15 protein-coding genes and 1 tRNA gene are annotated in these 20,454 nt (G+C 71.6%); 4 read left to right on the top strand and 12 right to left on the bottom strand.

Annotated features, from left to right (window positions below; all coding sequences use genetic code 11):
* Positions 1 to 22: 22 nt before the first annotated feature.
* Positions 23 to 1,693, bottom strand: a complete 1,671-nt coding sequence (locus tag ACQPZF_RS01775; protein WP_433267541.1) for an MDR family MFS transporter — start codon at positions 1,691 to 1,693, stop codon at positions 23 to 25.
* A complete protein-coding gene (locus ACQPZF_RS01770; RefSeq protein WP_433267540.1) occupies positions 1,693 to 2,208 on the bottom strand; it encodes a MarR family winged helix-turn-helix transcriptional regulator in 516 nt (171 codons plus the stop codon). Before ACQPZF_RS01770 ends, ACQPZF_RS01775 begins: the two co-directional genes overlap by 1 nt.
* Before the next feature lie 127 nt (positions 2,209 to 2,335).
* On the opposite strand from ACQPZF_RS01770, the gene ACQPZF_RS01765 reads away from it, so the two are divergent.
* Both ACQPZF_RS01765 and ACQPZF_RS01760 read left to right on the top strand, forming a co-directional pair.
* Entirely contained in the window at positions 2,336 to 2,791 is a 456-nt protein-coding gene (locus ACQPZF_RS01765) for a DUF4442 domain-containing protein (RefSeq protein WP_433267538.1), read from the top strand.
* Positions 2,792 to 2,817: 26 nt separating this feature from the next.
* On the top strand, positions 2,818 to 3,753 hold the full coding sequence (locus tag ACQPZF_RS01760) for a TIGR03617 family F420-dependent LLM class oxidoreductase (protein WP_433267536.1): 936 nt from the start codon (positions 2,818 to 2,820) through the stop codon (positions 3,751 to 3,753).
* A 72-nt stretch (positions 3,754 to 3,825) separates the two neighbouring features.
* Here ACQPZF_RS01760 and ACQPZF_RS01755 read toward each other — a convergent pair.
* Positions 3,826 to 3,899: transfer RNA gene (locus tag ACQPZF_RS01755), tRNA-Thr, on the bottom strand.
* A gap of 126 nt (positions 3,900 to 4,025) precedes the next feature.
* Between ACQPZF_RS01755 and ACQPZF_RS01750 the strand changes: the two genes are divergently transcribed.
* Positions 4,026 to 5,615, top strand: a complete 1,590-nt coding sequence (locus tag ACQPZF_RS01750; RefSeq protein WP_433267534.1) for a hypothetical protein — start codon at positions 4,026 to 4,028, stop codon at positions 5,613 to 5,615.
* A 7-nt stretch (positions 5,616 to 5,622) separates the two neighbouring features.
* Here ACQPZF_RS01750 and ACQPZF_RS01745 read toward each other — a convergent pair whose 3' ends face one another.
* From ACQPZF_RS01745 to ACQPZF_RS01710, 8 genes are all read right to left on the bottom strand, one after another.
* Complete coding sequence (locus ACQPZF_RS01745; RefSeq protein WP_433274392.1) at positions 5,623 to 6,828, bottom strand: DNA polymerase III subunit delta'; 1,206 nt, start codon at positions 6,826 to 6,828, stop codon at positions 5,623 to 5,625.
* A gap of 19 nt (positions 6,829 to 6,847) precedes the next feature.
* Positions 6,848 to 8,851, bottom strand: a complete 2,004-nt coding sequence (locus tag ACQPZF_RS01740; RefSeq protein ID WP_433267532.1) for a bifunctional MFS transporter/dTMP kinase — start codon at positions 8,849 to 8,851, stop codon at positions 6,848 to 6,850.
* Between the two features lie 83 nt (positions 8,852 to 8,934).
* Positions 8,935 to 9,426, bottom strand: coding sequence for a hypothetical protein (locus ACQPZF_RS01735; protein WP_433267530.1), 492 nt, complete (start codon positions 9,424 to 9,426; stop codon positions 8,935 to 8,937).
* 15 nt (positions 9,427 to 9,441) lie between these two features.
* Positions 9,442 to 12,186, bottom strand: coding sequence for a type I DNA topoisomerase (gene topA / locus ACQPZF_RS01730; RefSeq protein WP_433267528.1), 2,745 nt, complete (start codon positions 12,184 to 12,186; stop codon positions 9,442 to 9,444).
* 126 nt (positions 12,187 to 12,312) lie between these two features.
* Positions 12,313 to 13,158 carry a hypothetical protein gene (locus tag ACQPZF_RS01725; protein ID WP_433267526.1) on the bottom strand — a complete coding sequence of 282 codons (846 nt, stop codon included), beginning with the start codon at positions 13,156 to 13,158 and terminating at the stop codon, positions 12,313 to 12,315.
* 85 nt (positions 13,159 to 13,243) lie between these two features.
* Positions 13,244 to 13,849 (bottom strand): hypothetical protein, encoded by a 606-nt coding sequence (locus ACQPZF_RS01720; protein ID WP_433267524.1) that lies wholly within the window; start codon positions 13,847 to 13,849, stop codon positions 13,244 to 13,246.
* Positions 13,850 to 13,890: 41 nt separating this feature from the next.
* Positions 13,891 to 14,463: a hypothetical protein gene (locus ACQPZF_RS01715; protein WP_433267522.1), complete on the bottom strand. Its 573-nt coding sequence runs from the start codon at positions 14,461 to 14,463 to the stop codon at positions 13,891 to 13,893.
* 123 nt (positions 14,464 to 14,586) lie between these two features.
* Positions 14,587 to 16,902 (bottom strand): sodium-translocating pyrophosphatase, encoded by a 2,316-nt coding sequence (locus tag ACQPZF_RS01710; protein WP_433267521.1) that lies wholly within the window; start codon positions 16,900 to 16,902, stop codon positions 14,587 to 14,589.
* A gap of 208 nt (positions 16,903 to 17,110) precedes the next feature.
* Between ACQPZF_RS01710 and ACQPZF_RS01705 the strand changes: the two genes are divergently transcribed.
* Positions 17,111 to 19,750: a DEAD/DEAH box helicase gene (locus ACQPZF_RS01705; RefSeq protein ID WP_433274390.1), complete on the top strand. Its 2,640-nt coding sequence runs from the start codon at positions 17,111 to 17,113 to the stop codon at positions 19,748 to 19,750.
* Here the strand turns inward: ACQPZF_RS01705 and ACQPZF_RS01700 are convergent.
* On the bottom strand, positions 19,731 to 20,345 hold the full coding sequence (locus ACQPZF_RS01700) for a bifunctional DNA primase/polymerase (protein WP_433267519.1): 615 nt from the start codon (positions 20,343 to 20,345) through the stop codon (positions 19,731 to 19,733). The two genes, ACQPZF_RS01705 and ACQPZF_RS01700, sit on opposite strands and share 20 nt — an antisense overlap.
* Positions 20,346 to 20,454 lie beyond the last annotated feature (109 nt).

Here is a 20,454-nt window from a genome sequence, read left to right as displayed (position 1 = left end):
CTTTTTCATTCGGTCGGGTGACTCAGTGGATGGCGACCGGGGCCTGCGCGGCCTCGTCCTCGTCGTTCACCCGCTCCAGGCCGGACCGGCTGGACAGCGGCACCTCGCGCAGGAACCACACGAACGCGAACCCGACCACCGTCACCAGCGCGCCGACCAGGAACACCAGGTCGATCGAGCCGGAGAAGCCGTCCAGGAACGGCCGTGCCAGCACCGGGTCCAGGGTGTTGAGGAACTCGGTGTTGTCCAGGCTCATCCCGGTGCCGCCGTCCTTCAGCGAGGCGGCGAACTGCTGGTTCTCCGGACGGCCCAGGGCGGCCAGGAACTCCGGGTTGCCGGACGCCGTGCTCAGCGCGTTGCCGATCTTGTCGCCGACCGTGCTGAACAGGATCGACAGGAAGACCGCGGTGCCGACCGTGCCGCCGATCTGCCGGAAGAACGTGGCCGAGGAGGTCGCGACGCCCATGTCGCGCGGCTCCGCGTCGTTCTGGATGGCCACCAGCAGCGTCTGCATGCACAGGCCCAGCCCGGCGCCCAGGAAGAACATCAGCGCCAGCGGCTGCCAGACCGGCGTGTCCGTGCCGATCGTGCTGAACACGAACAGCGTGACCGCCATCAGGCCGAACCCGACCACCGGGAACACCTTGTACCGGCCGGTCTTGGCGGTGAAGCTGCCGCTGCCGCCGGCGGCGGCGATGATGCCGAGCGTGAGCGGCAGCATCATCAGGCCGGACTCGGTGGCGCTGTAGCCCTTCACGATCTGGAGGTACAGCGGCAGCGAGACCATGCCGCCGAACATGCCGATGCCGAGCAGGAAGTTGACCGTGTTGCCCAGCGAGAACGTCTGCCGGCGGAACAGCCGCAGCGGCAGCAGCGCCTCGTCGCCCATCCGCTTCTCGACGAACACGAACCCGGTCAGGCCCAGCACGCCCAGGACGTACATGGCGAACGCGGTGCCGGAGGCCCAGCCCCACTCGCGGCCCTGCTCGGCCACGATCAGCAGCGGCACCAGGCCGATGGTGAGCAGCGCCGCGCCCGCGTAGTCGATGCGGTGGTGGACCCGCTTGTGCGGGATGTTCAGCACCTTCCCGACCACGACCAGCGCGACCAGCGCGATCGGCACGTTGATCAGGAACACCCAGCGCCAGCCGGCCGTGCCCAGGAAGCTCTCCAGGCCGGCGAACAGGCCGCCGACGACCGGGCCCGCGACGCTGGAGACGCCGAACACGGCCATGAAGTAGCCGGTGTAGCGGCTGCGCTCCCGCGGCGACGTGATGTCCGCGAGGATCGCCATGGCCAGCGACATCAGACCGCCGGCGCCCAGGCCCTGCACCGCGCGGAACGCGGCGAGCTCGTACATCGTGTTCGCGATGCCCGAGAGCAGGGAGCCCGCCAGGAACAGCGAGATCGCGGTGAGGTACATCGGCTTGCGGCCGTAGATGTCCGACAGCTTGCCGTAAAGCGGGGTCGAGATGGTGGCCGTGATCAGGTACGCCGTGGTCGCCCACGCCTGAAGCGTCTGGCCGTTGAGCTCGTCCGCGATGGTCTTCATGGCCGTGGCCACGATCATCTGGTCCAGCGCGGCGAGGAACATCCCCAGCAGCAGTCCCGACAGGATCGTGAGGATCTGCCGATGGGTGAGCAACGCGGCGCCGGGTGGCGGCGCGTCGGCTCGGGTTGTCGTCTCCGACATCACTTCTCCCCTTCTGAGCGCGGCCCCAGTCCGCTCTCAGCGATGAAATCCGGTAGCGCCCGTTCGTAGTCGCCCACGAAGCGCTCGAAGTAGTCGATGAACGTCGCCAGGTCCTCCTCGGACCACTCGGCGAGCATCCGGGCGATGGACCGGTTGCGCGTCGACCGGCGCTCCGCCAGCAGGCGCATCCCCGCGTCCGTCACGGCCAGCACGCTGGCCCGGCCGTCGTCGGGATCCGCCCGGCGCTCGACCCACCCCTGCTTGACCAGCGTCGCGACCTGGCGGCTGACCGTGGAAGGGTCCGAGAAGACCGCTTCGGCGAGCGCGCTCGACCGGGCGGGCCCCAGGTGGCTCAGGCTCGCGAGCAGCACGAACGAGGCCTTGTCCAGCCCGGTCTTGCTCGTGTGCGCGGCGACGCAGGCGTGCATCTTGTTGAGCCGCACCAGCGCCGTGCCGATCCGTTCGGCCTTGGCGAGCTGCGCCTCGCGCACTTCGTCACTCACCGGCGTCGCCATGGGACACTCCGTTGCTTGCATCATCCAACTAGTTGTTGGGTACAAGCATGACTCCCGAGAAGACTCTTGGCAAATGAAATAACCGGTGACTCGCGTCTCATGGCTACCGGCCGGTAACATCCGTGCCATGAGCGCTGACTACTCGTTCGTCGCCGACGCGATGAAGCAGGCCGTGCCGTGGGTGAAGACCAGCGGAGTCGAGTTCGCCGAGGTCACCGGCGACCGGGTGGTGGCCGACCTGCCGGACAACCCCGCGACCCACAACCACGTGTCGGGCCCGCACGCAGCCATGATCTTCGGTCTCGGCGAGACCGCGTCGGGCGCGGTGGCGATGGCCGCCTTCGCCCCGCACATGGCCAAGGCCACGCCGCTCGTCGCGCGGTCGGAGATCACCTACAAGAAGCTGTCGCTCGGCGCGCTGCGGGCCGAGGCCGTGCTGGGCCGCCCCGCCGACGAGGTGGTGGCGGAACTCGACGGGGGCACCCGCCCGGAGTTCCCGGTCACCGTGACCGTCACCAACGCCGACGGCGTCACGACGGCCGAGATGGTCGTCGTCTGGACCCTGCGCCCCCACCGCGCCTGAGCCCTCGCGGGAAGTAGTTTCACCCCGTGAAGGTCGACCGCCTGGACATCTCGTACGACCCGCGCACCGTCGTGGACGCCGCACGGCAGGCCGAAGCCGACGGCTGCGCGGGTTTCTGGCTGGCGGAGACCCGGCACGACCCGTTCCTCGGCCTGGCGCGGGTCGCGGGCCACACCGGGATCGAACTGGGCACGGCCATCGCGGTGGCCTTCGCCCGGAACCCGATGAGCACCGCCGTGCAGGCCAACGACCTGCAACTGGTCTCCGAGGGCCGCTTCAACCTGGGCCTCGGCTCGCAGGTCGAGCAGCACATCACCAAGCGCTTCGGCATGCCCTGGTCCCGACCCGCCGCCCGGATGCGCGAGTTCGTGCTGGCGCTCAAGGCGATCTGGCAGAGCTGGGCCACCGGCGAACGCCTCAAGTTCCGCGGCGAGTTCTCCACGCACACCCTGATGACCCCGTTCTTCGACCCCGGCCCCAACCCGCACGGCCCGCCCAAGGTCTGGCTGGCCGGCGTGGGCGAGCTGATGACGGAGGTCGCGGGCGAGGTCGCGGACGGGTTCCTGTGCCACAACTTCACCACCGCGAAGTACCTGCGGGAGGTGACGTTGCCGGCGTTGGCGAGAGGCCGGGCGAAGGCCGGGAAGACGCTGGCCGGCTTGGAGATCAGCGGCCCGTCACTGGTCGCCCGCGACGAGCGCGAAGTCGCGGAGGTGAAGCGGCAGATCGCGTTCTACGGCTCCACCCCGGCCTACCGGAAGGTGCTGGACCTGCACGGCTGGGGCGATCTGCACGACGAACTGCACCACCTGTCCCGCCGTCAGCGGTGGGACGACATGACCGCCGCTATCGACGACGACGTCCTGCACGCGTTCGCGGTCGTCGGCGCGCCGGCCGAGGCGGACGCGGAACTGGCCCGGCGGTACGGCGACGTGGCCACCCGGGTCCTCAGGACCGCGTGAGCGGCGCGGGTTTGTGCCGGCGCCCAAGAAAAAGGCCAGGTCAGCAGCACTGACCTGGCCTTGTCCCACCTGAGCCGCCTATCGGAATCGAACCGATGACCTGCTCATTACGAGTGAGCCGCTCTGGCCGACTGAGCTAAGGCGGCGAGACGCGACAACTATAGCCCAGACATCTACCGTCACCCATCCGGGGGTCTGGTCGTTAAGGTCGACAGTGACGCCGCTCACGCGTGCGCCGCACCTGACGCCGCTGCCGTGGGAGGTACGACCAGATGCGCCTGTTGGCCCTGCCTGTCGCCGCCGTGCTGGTCGCGCTGTGTGCCGCTCCCGCGTTGGCCCAGCCCACGACGACCCCGGTGCCGGGTCCGCGGGATCCGAACCAGCCGCCGGTGTCCGCCGGGCCGGAGCTGGTCACGCACGCGGTCGGGGACGCGGGCACCGGGCTGGCGGTGGTCCGGCTGGCGCCGGACTCGACGCCCACGAACACGATACTGCCCGGGTTCGGGGAGACGCTGCCGAAGCAGTCGGCCGCCGAGATCGGCGTCGGGCTGGCCAGCGCCCAGGCGAACACCGAGGCGTTCCTCAGCTACGAGCGGGCCGTCGCGCAGGCCTCGCCGCTCGGCTTCGCCGTCCAGGGACGGGCGCCGCAGACGCCGGGAACCCTCGTGCAGACGGCCTCCCCGGACAACGCCGCACCGGTCACGGGCGGGCTGAACCCGCCGCCGACGCCGCTCGACGCGCTGCTCAAGGTCGGTCTGCTCAACGGCAGCGTGCACGCCCGCTGGGACGACGAGCTCGGCCCGTGCGTGCAGCCCCTCGCCGACGCCAGGACGTCCGTCGCGAGCCTGTCCGTGCTGAACGCCATCCCGACGCTGCCCGGCGCGACCGACCTGACCGGCATGCTCACCCAGGACACGCCCAAGCTCGACGCGACCGCCAAGCAGTCGCTGATCGACGGCCTGAAGGGCCTCGCCGGCCCGCTCAGCCAGCTCGGCGGCTTGCTCTCCGGCTCACCCGACACCGGCGCGCAGGGCTCGCTGCTCAGCCTCCCGGACACGCTCAGCGCCCGCTCGACGGTCGAACTCGTGGACCTGCCCGGCAGCGCGAACAAGGCCGTGAAGTCCACGTCCACCCTCCAGGCGGCGAGCGTCCGGCTGCTCGCGGGCACGCCGATGGAGATCCGGATCGACGTGGTCAGCCAGCCGACGCTCACCGCGCTCGCCACCGGTGAGGAGAGCACGTCACAGGTCACCTACACCGCGCCGATCCTCAAGGTGAGCCAGGGCGGCCAGGAACTCGGCACGCTGGACGCCGCCAACCCGAAGCTGGACGTGCCGATCGGCCTCCCACTGGCCGGTGACCTGAAGCTGCCGGTGGTCGGCGGGCTCGGCGAGCGCAAGCTCGACATCGGGGTGCTGCGGCTCCAGATCGCGCAGCTCAACGAGAAGTCCATGGTCCTGGACGGCCCGCTCCAGCAGGGCGGCCCCGTGATCAAGGGGTTCATGCTCGGGGCGACCGCGCGACTGCTCGACCTCCAGTTGTTGCCGACCGATGCCCTCGGTCTGCCGAACCTGCCGTCGGCGCTGGCACAGGTGTCCCTGGGTGAGCAGATCGTCCGCGCGGCTGCCCCGAACGGCGGGGTGGTGTGCGCGCCGGCCCAGACGCCGCCCGGTGGCGGCGGGCAGGCCGCCCCGCCCAGGAGCGACACCCCGCTGGCGTACACGAACGCCGCCTACAAGACGATCCCGATCTTCTGGACGGGCACCGCGCTGCTGCTGGCCGGGGTGATCGTGGTGGCGGCGATGCCCACGCGGCGGCGGCCCCTCAAGCCGGTCACCGCCCCATCGCCCGAAGCGGACTGAGCGCGGATCAGCCGCGCTGGAGCGTGGTGAGCATGGCTTCCACGGCGATGCGCGGCTTCACGTTCAGCTCCAGCGCGTCCCGACACGCCAGCACGGCCTCCAGCCGCCGCAGCGTCGACTCCGGCGTCCACGACCCGGCGGCGGTCCGGGCGTCCTCGGCGCGGTCGGGGTGGTTCAGCACCGCCTCAGCGCCGGACGCCGTCACCAGCACGTCCCGGTAGAACGCCGCCAAGTCCACCAGCGCCTGGTCCAGCGAGTCCCGCTGGGTCCGGGTGGTCCTCGACTTCTGCCGCTTCTCCAGGTCCTTCAGCGCGCCCTTCGCGCCCCGGGTCGCCGCGGCGGTGCCCTTGCCGGTGCCGCCGGCGCCCATGGCCGTCTCCAACGCGTGCCGCTCGGCCTCGTCGCGGGTCTCGTTCGCGGTCAACGCGTCCGCCTCGGCCGCCTGCACCAGGCTGTCCGCGCAGGTGAAGATGTCCGCCGGGCGACGCAGCGCCAGCGGGATCCGCAGCACGGCCTCCCGCCGCGCCCGCACCGACTCCTCGGTCGCCAGCCGCCGCGCGCGGCCCACGTGGCCACCGCACACCGAAGCCGCCCACGAGGCCACGTCCGGCGCGACGCCCTCCTCGGCCAGCGCCGACGCGATCGAGGCCACGCGAGGCGTGCCCAGCGACACGATCCGGCACCGCGACCGGATGGTCACCGACACGTCGTCGGGGTGGTCGGACGGCGCGCAGAGCAGGAACACGGTCCGCGCCGGCGGCTCCTCCACCGCCTTGAGCAGGGCGTTCGCCGCGCCCTCGGTCAACCGGTCGGCGTCCGCGATGATCACGACTTGCCACCGCCCGGAGGTGGGCCGCCGCGCCGACACCTGCACCAGCGACCGCATCTCGGCGACCGAGATGGACAGGCCCTCGGGCGCGACCAGCCGCACGTCGGCGTGCGTGCCGGCCAGCGCCGTGTGGCACCCCGCGCACGCGCCGCAGCCGGGCCGGTCGTCCGTGGCGACGCACTGCAAGGCCGCCGCGAACGCCCGCGCGGCCCCGGACCGGCCGGAGCCGGGAGGACCGGTGAACAGCCAGGCGTGCGTCATCGCGCCGGGCGGGGGCGACCCGCCGGCCACCAGGGACGCGGCGGCCTCGGCGGCAGCGCTGAGCACCCCGACCGCGTCGGGCTGGCCGACGACCTCGCTCCACACACCCCTGGTGACCACGATCGTCCAACCTACCGAGCCGTCACGAGCTCTCGACCACCGGCCGGACCGCGGACCGCGACACCAGCGGCAGCACCGCGGACCGCACCCGCTCGGCCACCTCGTCCACCGTGCCGTCGGCGTCCACGACCACGTACCGCTCGGGATCGGCCGACGCCATTTCGGTCAGCAGCCGCTGCACCCGCCAGTGGTGCTCCACCGGGTCCAGCGGGCCGGCGGACTCGACCGGCGTCCGGTCCAGCAGCACGGTCACGTCCGGCCGCAGCCGCCCGGTGGCCCAGTCGACCAGGCCTTCCATCTCCCGGGGCTCGACGCTGCCCACCGCGCTGAAGTGCGCCAGCGGGCTGTCCACGTACCGCTCCATCACCACCAGCGACCCGTTGTCCAGCGCGGGCCGCACCTCGCGTTCCACCACGTCGGCCCGCACCGCCGCGGCCACCAGCGCGTGCGCCCGCACGCCCGCCAGGTCGGCGGTGGACAGCAGGTTGCGCAGCCGCTGCTCGTCCAGGTCGGGGTCGGACGCCAGCAGCACCCGGTGCCCGGCGGACCGCAGCTCCGCGGCGAGCCGCCGCGCCTGGGCCGCCGTGTCGATCCGGCTCTCGCCCTCGACCGCGATCAGCACGCCGCTGCCCCGCCGCGACCGGCCGCGCAGCGCGGCCAGCAGGTCGGACAGGATCGGCTCGGCCCGGCGGTCGTCCATCTGCCGGTAGGCGATCAGGCCGAGCAGCGCCGCGATCACCGCCGCGCCGAACAGCACCGGCCGCGTCCCGTCCACCTGCATCGGGTGCCCGAACAGGGTGATCGTCCGCTGCTGGATCAGGCTCACCAGCAGCGGGGCCGCGCCGGACGCCGCGAACAGCACGATCTTCAGCAGCGACTGGAGCAGCGCGACGGTCCGGCCGCGCATGGCGTCCTCGACCTTGGACCCGACGATGGTCAGACCGGTCAGGAACGCCATCCCGGCGCACCCGCCGACCAGCGCCACCGCGACCAGCGCGATCCACAGGTGCGGCGCGAACGCCACCAGCATCAGGCTCAGGCCCGCCAGCACGATCGTGGCGCCGAACAGCCGCTCGTAGGTCAGCCGGCGGGCCATCCGGGGCGCGATCGCCATGCCGACCGCCAGACCCGCGAACACCGCCACGAACAGCAGGCCGAAGGTCGAGTCGCCGCCCAGCAGCGACAGCGCGTACAGCTTGGCGGTGCCGATCACCGCGCCCGCCGCCGCGAACGCCCCGATCATGCCGATCACCAGACCGCGCACCAGCGGCGTGCGGCCGGCGAACCGCAGCCCGGCGCGCAGCATCGCGAAGAAGCCCTCGCGCTCGCCCTTGTCCCGCCGGACGGTGGAGGCCCGGCCGGACAGCTCGGGGATGCGCAGCGCGACCAGGATCGCCGACGTCACGTACAGCGCGCCGTTGACCATGACGGCGATGGTGGCGATCCGGAACTCGATGTCCGTGCTCTGCAGGTGCAGGTAGCCGGGGATGCCGGAGATCAGCGAGTACAGGCCCGCGCCGCTGATCACCGAGAGGCCGTAGGTCATCACCAGGCCGAGCTGGTTGGCCGTCTCCACCTGGTCGGGGCGGCGCAGCAGGTTCGGCACCGCCGAGTCCTTGGCCGGGATCCACAGCATCGCGCAGCAGCCGACCAGGAAGTTCGCGATGAACAGCCACCAGGCCGTGCCGACCAGGGCGATGGAGATGAACAGCCCGCCGCGCAGCAGGTCGCAGACCACCATGATCTTGCGCCGGTCGAACCGGTCCGCCAGCACGCCGCCGAGCGGCGCGAACAGGATGCCCGGCAGTAGCTGGGTCAGCACCACCAGGCTGAGCGCGAAGCTCTCCCACTGGTAGCTCTGGGTGAGCTTCGACACCAGGCCGGTCAGGGCCAACAGTGACAGCCAGTCACCAACACTGCACAGATAGGTGACACCCCAAAGCCTGCGGAACGGCCGGATCGCCAACACACTGCGAATCCGGTGGCTGGTCGAGGCCGCTGTGCCGCCTTCTTGGATGGTGCTCACCCCCGCCGTTCGTGCAGGCAATCAGGGTAGCCGGGAGGAAACGGCCGGATGACCGGATCCCACCATCGCCGACGGTCACTCCGTCACCTGAACAGCTCCGCGACCGCTCCGACGATCTCCCGCAGCACGTTGAACAGCAGCCCGCTCAGCACGGCCAGCACCAAGAGGCACCCGGCCAGTCCGCCTTTCCCGCTCTTCCGTTCCTGGGCGGGCTGTTGCCGCGCAGGCTCGATCTGGCGCATGGCGAACGGCACGGGCTGCGTGAACCGGGTCGGCTGCGGGTGGGGAAGAGGTGCCTGCGCGGGCTGGAGCGGGCCGTGCGGCCGTCGGGGAGCCCGCCGGGCCACCGCTCGGCGCGGCGGCTCGGCGTAGACCTGCGGGTCGATCGGAGCGGGCACGTCGACCGGCGACCCGGCCGCCGGTCGAACCGGCTGCCCGCCCGTCACCAGGCCGGTCAACGCGTCCGGGAACGCCGGGGGCGGTGTTGCACCACCCGTCACCAGACCCGCGAGCGGGTCCGGGAACAGGCGAGGTGGCGGTGGTGCCTGCGTGCCGTCCGGGCCGAAGTCGTCCACCGCCACATCATCCCGCTAGCTCTTGGACTTGGCCGGGGCTTTCTTGCGCACCGGGGCCTTCTTCTTCGTCACCGGGCCCTTGGCGCGCTTCTCCGCCAGCAGCTCGGCCGCCCGCTCGTCCGTCAGCCCCTCGACGCTGTCCGACTTGCGCAGCGACGCGTTCATCTCGCCGTCGGTGACGTAAGGCCCGAACCGGCCCTCCTTCACCACCATCGGCTTGCCGGACACCGGGTCCGCGCCCAGCTCCTTCAACGGCGGCGCGGCGGCGGCCCGGCCCCGCTTCTTCGGCTCGGCGTAGATCTTCAGCGCCTCGTCCAGGGTCACCGTGAAAAGCTGGTCCTCGCTGGTCAGCGACCGCGAGTCGGTGCCCTTCTTCAGGTACGGCCCGTACCGGCCGTTCTGCGCCGTGATCTCCGCGCCGGTCTCCGGGTCCTTGCCCACCACGCGCGGCAGCGAGAGCAGCCGCAGCGCGTCGTCCAGCGTCACCGTGTCCAGCGACATGGTCTTGAACAGCGACCCGGTGCGCGGCTTCGGGGCCTTCTTGGTGCCCTCCGGAGCCTCCGGCAGGACTTCGGTCACGTACGGCCCGAACCGGCCTTCCTTGGCGACGATCTCGTTGCCGGTGACCGGGTCCGTGCCGAGCGAACGGCCCTCCTGCGGGGTCGCGAACAGCTTCTCCGCGACCGCGCGGTTCAGCTCGTCCGGCGGCAGGTCGTCCGGCAGGTTCGCGCGCTGCGACGTCTGCTCGCCGTCCGGGCCCTCGACCTCGCGCTCCAGGTACGGCCCGTAGCGGCCGACCCGCACCACGACCGTGCGGCCCTCCAGGTCCACGAACAGCGGGATCGAGTTCACCTCGCGGGCGTCGATCTGCTCGACGCTCGACCCGACGAGCTTCTTCAGCCCGCCCGAGCGGCCCACCGACGACTCGGGGCCGACGTTGCCGCCGAAGTAGAACCCGGACAGCCACGTGGTGCGCTCCTGGCGGCCGGCGGCGATGCCGTCCAGCTCGTCCTCCAGCGCGGCGGTGAAGTCGTAGTCCACCAGCCGGCCGAAGTGCCGCTCCAGCAGGCCCACCACCGCGAACGCCACCCAGGACGGGACCAGCGCGGACCCCTTCTTCCACACGTAGCCGCGGTCCTGGACGGTGCTGATGATCGAGGCGTAGGTGGACGGGCGGCCGATGCCCAACTCCTCCATCGTCTTGATCAGGCTGGCCTCGGTGAAGCGCGGCGGCGGGGACGTCGAGTGCCCGTCGGCGGACAGCTCGGCCGCGGTCAGCGACTGGTCCTTCACGAGCTGCGGCAGCCGCGACTCGGCGTCGTCGGACTCGCCGCCCGCCTCCGAGTCGACCGTCTCCACGTACGCCTTCAGGAAGCCCGCGAAGGTGATCGTGCGGCCGGATGCGGCGAAGGTGACATTGTCGCCGTCCGTCGTAGTGCCGGAGATCCGCACGCTGGTGGTGTTGCCGCGCGCGTCGGCCATCTGGGACGCGATGGTGCGCTGCCAGATCAGCTCGTACAGCTTGAACTCGTCGGACTCCAGCTCCCGCGCCACCTCGCCGGGGGTGCGGAACACCTCGCCGGCGGGGCGGATGGCCTCGTGCGCCTCCTGGGCGTTCTTGACCTTCCGGTTGTACTGGCGGGGCTCCTTCGCCACGTACTGCGCGCCGTACAGCTCGGTGGCCTGCGCACGGGCCGCGGTGATCGCCGTCGTCGACAGCGTGGTGCTGTCGGTGCGCATGTAGGTGATGTAGCCGTTCTCGTACAGCTTCTGCGCGGTGCGCATCGTCCGGTCGGCCGAGAACCGCAGCTTGCGGCCCGCCTCCTGCTGGAGGGTCGACGTCATGAACGGCGCGTACGGCTTGCGGGTGTACGGCTTCTCCTCCACCGAGGAGACCGTCATGGTGGCGTCCGCCAGGCCCGCGGCGATCGCCCGTGCCTGCGCCTCGTCCAGGACGCGGACCTCCGCGCCCTCCTTCAGCCGGCCGGTCGACTCGAAGTCGCGCCCGGTGGCCAGCCGCGTGCCGTCCACCGCCACCAGCCGGGCGCCGAACGTGCGGGGCGAGGCCTCCGCGCCGGCGTCCATGGTCGCCGAGACGTCCCAGTACGAGGCGGAGACGAACTTCATCCGCTCCCGCTCGCGCTCGACCACGATCCGGGTCGCCACCGACTGCACGCGGCCCGCCGAGAGCTTCGGCATGACCTTCTTCCACAGCACGGGGCTGACCTCGTAGCCGTAGAGCCGGTCCAGGATGCGCCGGGTCTCCTGCGCGTCGACCAGGTCCTGGTCCAGGTCACGCGGGTTCGCGGCGGCGGCGAGGATCGCGGGCTCGGTGATCTCGTGGAACACCATCCGGCGGACCGGCACCTTGGGCTTGAGGGTGTCCAGGAGGTGCCAGGCGATGGCCTCGCCCTCCCGGTCGCCGTCTGTCGCCAGGTACAGCTCGTCGACGTCCTTGAGCAGCTCTTTCAGCTCCGCGACGGTCGCCTTCTTGTCCGGCGTGACGACGTAGAGGGGCTCGAAGTCGTGGTCGACGTCGACGCCCAGCCGGGCCCACGGCTGCCCCTTGTACTTGGCGGGCACGTCCGCCGCGCCCCTGGGCAGGTCGCGGATGTGCCCCTTGGATGACTCCACGACGAAGTCGTTCCCGAGGTAGGACGCGATTTTCCGCGCCTTCGCGGGCGACTCGACGATCACCAACCGCCGGTTGCCGCTCGCTGATCCCCCGTTGGTCTTCCTCGCCCGTGTCGATCCAGCCACGCCGTCCCGCTCTCTCCGAACACTGTGTCCCGACCCGCCAGTGTGCACTGTCCTTTGTCGCCGCATGGGCAGCCCTGGTCGGGACAGGGTGACACAACTGTGCCTGATCGCCCGTAAGGAGGACCGCTACGCGGCCGGCCAGGTCCGTTCGACGACCCCACGCGGAGCACGCCCGACCAGTTCGGCCAGCCGCTCCAACCGCCGCCTGCCCACCACTCGGAGCGCAGGTCCGCCGGTCTTGAGCAGTGTGGCCGGCAATCCGGAAGCGGCCAACGCCTTTTGCAGCGGCTCGTGCGTGGCGGGCGACGACGGGTCCAGTCCGAGCACGTACCCGGACTCGGCCCACCGGCCGGACGCCAGCGCCCACAGCCGCAGCACGCCACCGTGCAACGTGAAGTCGGGCGGCACCACTTTGCCATCTCCGGCGAGCCACTGGTTGGCCAGCCCGGTCAGGTCGGTGCGGAAGGCCGTCGCGACCTCCAGCTCGCCACCGACCACCGGCAGGGTAGCCCGCCGGCCCGGCCCGCCGGCCCCGCCGGGCTCGTCCGCCTCGGCTTTCCCCAGGTCGGACGCGGTCTCGTCGGGCTCGGCCCGCTCGACCGGCTCGGCCCCGGCGCCTCCGCGGCCGAACACCACTCCATCGGGCGCGGTCTCATCGGGCTCCTCGTCCACCGCGAAGTCGTCGTCCGCGGCGGCCGGGATGTCGGCCGGGGTGTCCTCCTGGTGCCGGTCGACGAGCGGGTCGGCCGGCTCGGCGGGCCGTTCGACCACCGCGAGACGTGCCTGCACGCCTCGTTCGGCCAGGGCGGCGACCAGCGCCAGCCCCCGCCACCGCTCGTCCAGGTGCACGGAGATCCGCGCCGCCCGACCGCGCGCGAAACCCACCGCCCGACCGGGCCCGCACAGCAGCCCGGCCAGGTCGGCGACACAGGGCGGGCGCGCCTCGGCCGAAAAGAAGGACAGTTGCCCCACGACCCCGGAGCGTAGAACACACGTTCGAGAACGACCAGTCTCCGACCGGGCGATCTTGTCCGGCCGGAGACCGCTCAGCCCGGGATCAGCCGCCCAGGCCCTTCAGCTTCTCGCTCATGGCGACGCACTCGGGAGCCTCCTTGAAGGCGGCGCCCAGCTTCGGGTCGTCCTGGAGCTTCTTGATCTGCTCCTGGAGCTTGCTCGGGTCGGCCTCGTCGCCGCCGAGCTGCTCCAGCTTGGTGGCGAACTCCGGGTCGTTCGGGTCGAGCTTGGCCAGTTCCTCGCTCGCCGTGTTCAGCGACTTGCCCGAATCGGTGAAGAACTTCACCAGTTCGTCGTGCAGCGCCTGCGTGTCGGGCGACGGCGCGCCCAGGTCCTCCAGCTTGGCGCCGGCCTCGGCCATCGACGTGCCGGACTTCGTGGCGTAGTCGAGCAGCGCCTGCTTCTGCGCCGCCGGGTCGGTCTCGCCGCCGAGCATGACCTGCAACAGCTCCAGCACGCCCTCGATGGTCGGCGAGATGCCGGCGCAGAACGTCCCGGCCCACTTGACCGGGTCGGCGGACGCCGCGGCCGAGGTGGTCGTGCTCGTGGGCGCTGCCGAGGACGTCCCCGAGGATCCCGCCGAGCCGGAACAGGCGGCCGTCACGAGCACGGCCGCGAACACGCCGGCCAGTGCGATGCGATGCTTCACGAGGTTCCCCTCATTCGTCCGAGCTGACGCCGGCGAACCTACTACGACGTGGGGGTGGCCGACTCGGACGGGCGGAGCGTGCGGAGGGACTGGCAGGCAGGGGCCTTCTCCGCGGCGTCCCTCAGCTCCGGGGTGGCCTCTAGCTGCTTCAGCGGCTCCACGAACTGGTCCAGCCGCGAAATGGCCTCACCGGCGGCTTGGAGACCGCCCACGGGGTCGTTCGCGTCCGCCTGGTCGACGGCGGCCTTGGCGTCGCCGAACGACTTGGCGATGTCGCCGAACGTCGTGGCCATCTTCGCCACCTGCTCGTCACCGCCCGCGACCGGTGACGGACCGACCTCCCGCAACTGCGTGGACGTCTTGTTGAACGCGTCCGCCAACTGCCCCATGTAGGCGCTCATGTCGGCCTTGAGCTTCGCGGGGTCGTTCGCGTCCAGCTTGGGCGGCGTCTTGGGCACGGACACGAACGACGAGGCCGCCGAGCACACCTTGTCCATGTAGCCCACGGGGTCACCGGCCGCGGCCGACGTCGACGGGCCGGGGTCGTCGCCGCCTGACCCACACCCGGCGGCCACCGCCACGGCGGCGGCCACGACGGCAAGGCGGATCCTCATCACGGACTCTCCTTCGAAAATTCCGGAACCCACAGTGTGCCCATGCCGGCACACCTCCACACGCCGAGGCGGGCGCCCCTCCCGGTCGAGGAGGGACGCCCGCCGTCGGTGACGATCAGCCGGTCACACGGTCCCGTTGGCCACCGGCGTCTCCGCCGGCGAGTCCGCGATGGCGGTGCCGCGCCGCTTCGACACGACCACCGCCACGACGATGACCGCCACCGCGACCAGGGCGATCGTGTACCGCACGCCCGCCGAGGCGCTCGCGCCGACCGAGAAGGTCACGATGGCCGGCGCGATCAGCACCGACACCAGGTTCATCACCTTGATCAGCGGGTTGATCGCGGGGCCGGCGGTGTCCTTGAACGGGTCGCCGACGGTGTCGCCGATGACCGTGGCCGCGTGGGCGTCGGAGCCCTTGCCGCCGTGGTTGCCGTCCTCCACCAGCTTCTTGGCGTTGTCCCACGCGCCGCCGGAGTTGGCCAGGAACACGGCCATCAGGGTGCCGGTGGCGATGGCGCCCGCCAGGTAGCCCGCCAGCGGACCGAGCCCGAGGCCGAAGCCGACCGCGATCGGCGCCATCACCGCGAGCAGGCCGGGGGTGGCCAGCTCGCGCAGCGAGTCCTTGGTGCAGATGTCCACGACCCGGCCGTACTCGGGCTTGACCGAGCCGTCCATGATGCCGGGGTTCTCGCGGAACTGGCGGCGCACCTCGAACACGATCGCGCCGGCGGCCCGCGTGACCGCGTTGACGGCCAACCCGGAGAACATGAACACGACCGCCGCGCCGACCGTGATGCCGACCAGCACGTTCGGCGAGAACACGATGTTGCTGAACGACACCGGGAGGTCGCCGACGGCGTCCTTCATGCCGGCCAGCGCCTGTTTGATGGCGTCCTGGTAGGAGCCGAACAGGGCGGTGGCGGCCAGCACGGCGGTCGCGATCGCGATGCCCTTGGTGATCGCCTTGGTGGTGTTGCCCACCGCGTCCAGCTCGGTGAGGATGCGCGCGCCCTCGCCGTCCACGTCGCCGGACATCTCGGCGATGCCCTGCGCGTTGTCCGAGACCGGGCCGAAGGTGTCCATGGCGACGATCACGCCGACCGTGGTCAGCAGGCCGCAGCCGGCCAGCGCCACCGCGAACAGCGCCACGACCAGCGTGCCGGACAGCAGGAACGCGCCGTAGACCGCGGCGCCGATGACCAGCGCCGTGTACACCGCCGACTCGAAGCCGACCGAGATGCCGGACAGGATCACCGTCGCCGCGCCGGTCAGCGAGGTCTTGCCGACCTCCTTGACGGGCTTGTGCTCGGTGCCGGTGAAGTAGCCGGTCAGCCACAGGATGACGCCCGCCAGCACGATGCCGATGATCACCGCGATGGCGGCGATCATGGCCGGGTTGCCCGGCGCGGAGCTGACCGCCGGGTCCTCGACACCCTCCAGCGCGCCGAACGTGCTGGGCAGGAAGACGAACGCCGCCACGGTGCACAGGACGGCGGAGATGACCGCCGATATGTAGAACGAGCGGTTGATCGCCGAGAGGCCGTTCTCACCGGTCCGGGCGCTGGTGATGTAGACGCCGATGACCGCCGTGAGCACCCCGATCGCCGGGACGATCAGCGGGAACAGCAGGCCCTTCGCGCCGAACGCGGCCGTGCCGAGGATCAGCGACGCGACCAGCGTGACCGCGTAGGACTCGAACAGGTCGGCCGCCATGCCGGCGCAGTCGCCCACGTTGTCGCCGACGTTGTCCGCGATGGTCGCCGCGTTGCGCGGGTCGTCCTCGGGGATGCCCTGCTCGACCTTGCCGACCAGGTCCGCGCCGACGTCGGCGGCCTTGGTGAAGATGCCGCCGCCGACCCGCATGAACATCGCGAGCAGCGCCGCGCCGAAGCCGAAGCCCTCCAGCACCTTCGGGGCCTGGCCGGTGTACACCAGCACGACCAGGGCCGCGCCGAACAGGCCCAGGCCGACGGTGAACATGCCCACCACACCACCGGTGCGGAAGGCGATCCGCATGGCCTTCTCCCGGCCGCCCGCCTCGTTGGCCGCCGCCGCCACGCGCACGTTCGCGCGGGTGGACAGCCACATCCCGAGGTAGCCGATGGCAGCGGAGAACACCGCTCCGACGATGAAGAACAGCGACCTGCCGATGCGTTCCGTGATGTCTTCCGCAGGCAGCAGGAACAGCAGCACGAACACGATGACGACGAAAATGCCGAGCGTTCGGAACTGCCGGTTGAGGTAGGCCGCTGCGCCCTCTTGAACCGCCTTCGCGATGTCCTGCATCTTCGAGGTGCCCTGGCCGGCAGCCAGGACCTCCCGGAGCAGCACATAGCCGACAGCGAGGGCAGCCAGGGCGACCACGGCGACCACGGCCACGAGGCCTTGGTCACCTCCGGAGAGCTCTAGGCCCTCCGCGAGGAATTGCCGGGACATCCGTCCTCCTGGTGAGTTTTCCAAGCCCAACGGCGGGTGCATCGCGCTACGCCGGGACCGGCCTTGCTCACACGACGGTCCGCCCCGACACAACGTGACGCATCCCTCATTGGATGCGATAGCGGCGGAGTCTATTCATAGGCCGCAAGTACGCGACAAGGCGTCCCGATCCGTGCACACACCGTTATCCGCGCAGGAAGCAACCGTGATGTCGGTGGGGTGTGCGAAGCTGCGCCTTGTGGCGAACCAGGGACGTCGACTGCTGGACCGGGTCCTCGCCGGAGTCCCGGCCGGCGAATCGCCGCTGACGCACCGCGCGGACCTGCCGCAACGCCTCGCGAGCACCACCGAGTGGCCGTCCTGGGCGGCGGCGGAAGTGGTGTCCGCGCTGGTGGAACGCGGTGTGCCCGTGCCGTGGCGGCACCAGGCGCAGGCGGCGGAGCACGCGTGGGCGGGCCGGCACGTGGTGGTGGCGACGGGCACCGCGTCGGGCAAGTCGCTGGCATACCAATTGCCGGTGCTCAGCGCTGTTCACAACGATCCGAAAGCAACAGCTCTGTACCTGTCCCCCACCAAGGCGCTGGGTGCGGACCAGTTGCGCTCGGTGGCGGAGCTGGGTGTGGCGGGGGTGCGGGCGGCGTCGTTCGACGGCGACACCCCGATGGCCGAGCGGGACTGGGTGCGGGCGCACGCGAACTGGGTGTTCACCAACCCGGACATGCTGCACCGGGGCGTGCTGCCGAACCACGCGAGGTGGATCAGGTTCTTCCGGCGGCTGTCGTACGTGGTGATCGACGAGTGCCACTCGTACCGGGGGGTGTTCGGGTCGCACGTGGCGCTGCTGATGCGGCGGCTGCGGCGGGTGGCGCGGCGGTACGGGGCGGACCCGGTGTTCGTGCTGGCGTCGGCGACCGTGGCTGACCCGGCGGCTTCGGCGTCCCGCCTGGTGGGCGTGCCGTGCGAGGCGGTGACGGAGGACGGCTCGCCCCGCGCCGGGCGGACGGTGGCGCTGTGGGAGCCGCCGCTGTTGAAGGAGCTGGAAGGCGAGAACGGCGCGCCCGTGCGCCGGTCGGCGGGCGCGGAGACGGCGCGAATCCTGGCGGACCTGGTGGTGGAGGGCGCGCGGTCGCTGGCGTTCGTGCGGTCGCGGGTGGGCGCGGAGCTGACGGCGCTCGGCGCGCGGCGGGCGCTGTCGGAGGTCGACCCGGAGCTGGCGACGCGGGTCGCGGCCTATCGCGGCGGGTACCTGCCGGAGGAGCGGCGGGCGTTGGAACGGGCCGTGTCGAGCGGCGACCTGCTGGGCGTGGCGACGACCAACGCACTGGAGCTGGGCGTCGACATCGTGGGGCTGGACGCCGTGGTCGTGGCCGGTTTCCCGGGGACGCTGGCGTCGTTCTGGCAGCAGGCGGGCCGGGCCGGGCGGACCGGCGACTCGGACGCCCTGGTGGTCTTCGTGGCCCGCGACGACCCGTTGGACACGTACCTGGTGCACAACCCGTCGGCGGTGCTGGACAAACCGGTCGAGGCGACGGTCCTGGACCCGACGAACCCGTACGTGCTGGAGCCGCAGTTGGCGTGCGCGGCGGCCGAACTGCCGCTGACCGAGGACTCGCTGGACGAGTTCGGCGGCGAGCAGGCGTCGGCCGTCCTGGCCGACCTGGTGGCCCGGAAGGTGCTGCGCCGCAGGCCGAACGGCTGGTACTGGACGTCCCACGACCGGCCGCACGCCGACGTGGACATCCGGGGCTCGGGCGGCGAGCAGGTCGTCGTGGTGGAGGGTGACTCGGGCCGGATGCTCGGCACCGTCGACCCGGGCGCGGCCTGCTGGACGGTGCACGACGGCGCGGTGTACCTGCACCAGGGCGAGTCGTACGTGGTGGACCGCCTGGACCTGGAAAGCGGCATCGCCTTGGTGCACGCGGAACGCCCGGACTGGTCGACCACCGCTCGCGACACCAAGGACATCACCGTGGTGAGGACCGTGGAGGAACGCGTCTTCGACGGCGTGACGGTGTGCCTGGGCGAGGTGGAAGTGACCTCACAGGTAGTGGGTTACCTGCGGAAACTGCCGTCCGGCCAGGTGATCGACTCGGTGCCGCTGGACCTGCCGGCGCAGACCCTGCGGACCAGGGCGGTGTGGTACACGGTCAGCGCGGACCTGCTGGGCAGTGCGCCGGGGGGCGCCGGTCTGGCTCCGGCGCGCGTCCCCGGCGCACTGCACGCCGCCGAACACGCGGCGATCGGCTTACTCCCCCTGTTCGCGACCTGCGACCGCTGGGACATCGGCGGCGTTTCGACCGCGCTGCACCAGGACACCGGTGAGGCGACGGTGTTCGTGCACGACGGTCATCCGGGAGGTGCCGGTTTCGCCGACCGCGGTTTCGCCGCGGTGATCCCTTGGTTGGCCGCGACGAGGGAAGCCATCGCGTCGTGCACGTGCCCGGCCGGATGCCCGTCCTGCGTGCAGTCGCCGAAGTGCGGCAACGGCAACGATCCGCTGGACAAGGCGGGCGGGGTGGCCGTGCTGGACGTCGTGCTCGGGGTTGTCGGGGAGAGGACCCACGACGTCCGGCACGGCCAAGTAGGTGGTGCGGCTTCGACCCCTGCCGCCGACCCCGCCGAGGAGACCACCACCGCCTCCGGCAGCGGCACCGCCCCAGCCGAAGACCGCGGGCGCACCCGCCGCCATTCCACCGGCAGCGGCACTACGGCGGACTCCGGCGGCGAAACCAGCGGTCGCGCCATCGGTGACGCCAGCGGTCGCACTGCTGGCGACTCCGGTCGGGGTGCGGGCGGCGATCATGGGGCAGGCGGCGGTGCGGGCGGGGTCAGGAGCGCTCGGCCGTGAGCAGGCCGTAGTCGGCGGGGGCGAGCACGGCCTCGGTCAGCGCGTCCTGCACGACGCCGGGCCGGGGTAGCTGCCACGCACAGATCTGCGGCTTGACCCGCCAGTGCACGACGCCGTGCTGGACGGGCGTCGGCGGCAGCGGGACGTACTCGCCCTGGCCGTAGTGGCGGATGTCGTGGTCGGCGGCCCAGTCGGCACGCAGCTCCAGCCCGCCCGCGACCAGGAACATCCAGCGGCCCGACGGCGTCGCCGCGATCGGCACCGGAGCCCCGGTCGCCCGCAGCGCCACCGCGGCCCGCCGCCCGAGGTCGGCCCCGACCTCGACGGCATCCACACCGTGCCCGGTGGCCAGCAGGATGCTGTAGGAGTGCCCCGCCCACCAGGTGGCGACCTGCTCCGCCTTGGTGCCGATGCGCTCCTGCCAGTCAAGGTGCACCGGAACCGGACCGTCCTGCTCGACGCCTTCACGCCCGGCCCACTGCGCACCCGCCGGATAGGTGCCCGGCAGCACAGGCCACCCGTGCCACGCGAGGTTGACCGCCTCTGCGCGCAGCTCGATGCGGAAGGCCCCGCGCCAGCTATCCGACCACTCCATCTAAGTTCGCCTCCTGGAAAGCCCACGACACCGTGTCGGGTTTTCGACACCGCGTCGGTGCCGCTACTTGAACTAACGCCATGACACGGACTCCTGGTAACCCACCAGT

It is taken from the genome of Actinosynnema sp. CS-041913 (assembly GCF_050942485.1).
Taxonomy (GTDB): Bacteria; Actinomycetota; Actinomycetes; order Mycobacteriales; family Pseudonocardiaceae; genus Actinosynnema.
Note: the sequence above shows the minus strand (reverse complement) of the source record. Positions and strands in the feature narration are given on the sequence as shown.

Bases quoted from the DNA above. Each gene is read 5' to 3' on its own strand.
- ACQPZF_RS01750 (WP_433267534.1), top strand. From the start codon at position 4,026: ATGCGCCTGTTGGCCCTGCCTGTCGCCGCCGTGCTGGTCGCGCTGTGT.
- ACQPZF_RS01775 (WP_433267541.1), bottom strand. From the start codon at position 1,693: ATGTCGGAGACGACAACCCGAGCCGACGCGCCGCCACCCGGCGCCGCG.
- ACQPZF_RS01710 (WP_433267521.1), bottom strand. From the start codon at position 16,902: ATGTCCCGGCAATTCCTCGCGGAGGGCCTAGAGCTCTCCGGAGGTGAC.
- ACQPZF_RS01700 (WP_433267519.1), bottom strand. From the start codon at position 20,345: ATGGAGTGGTCGGATAGCTGGCGCGGGGCCTTCCGCATCGAGCTGCGC.
- ACQPZF_RS01715 (WP_433267522.1), bottom strand. From the start codon at position 14,463: ATGAGGATCCGCCTTGCCGTCGTGGCCGCCGCCGTGGCGGTGGCCGCC.
- ACQPZF_RS01765 (WP_433267538.1), top strand. From the start codon at position 2,336: ATGAGCGCTGACTACTCGTTCGTCGCCGACGCGATGAAGCAGGCCGTG.
- ACQPZF_RS01705 (WP_433274390.1), top strand. From the start codon at position 17,111: ATGTCGGTGGGGTGTGCGAAGCTGCGCCTTGTGGCGAACCAGGGACGT.
- ACQPZF_RS01770 (WP_433267540.1), bottom strand. From the start codon at position 2,208: ATGGCGACGCCGGTGAGTGACGAAGTGCGCGAGGCGCAGCTCGCCAAG.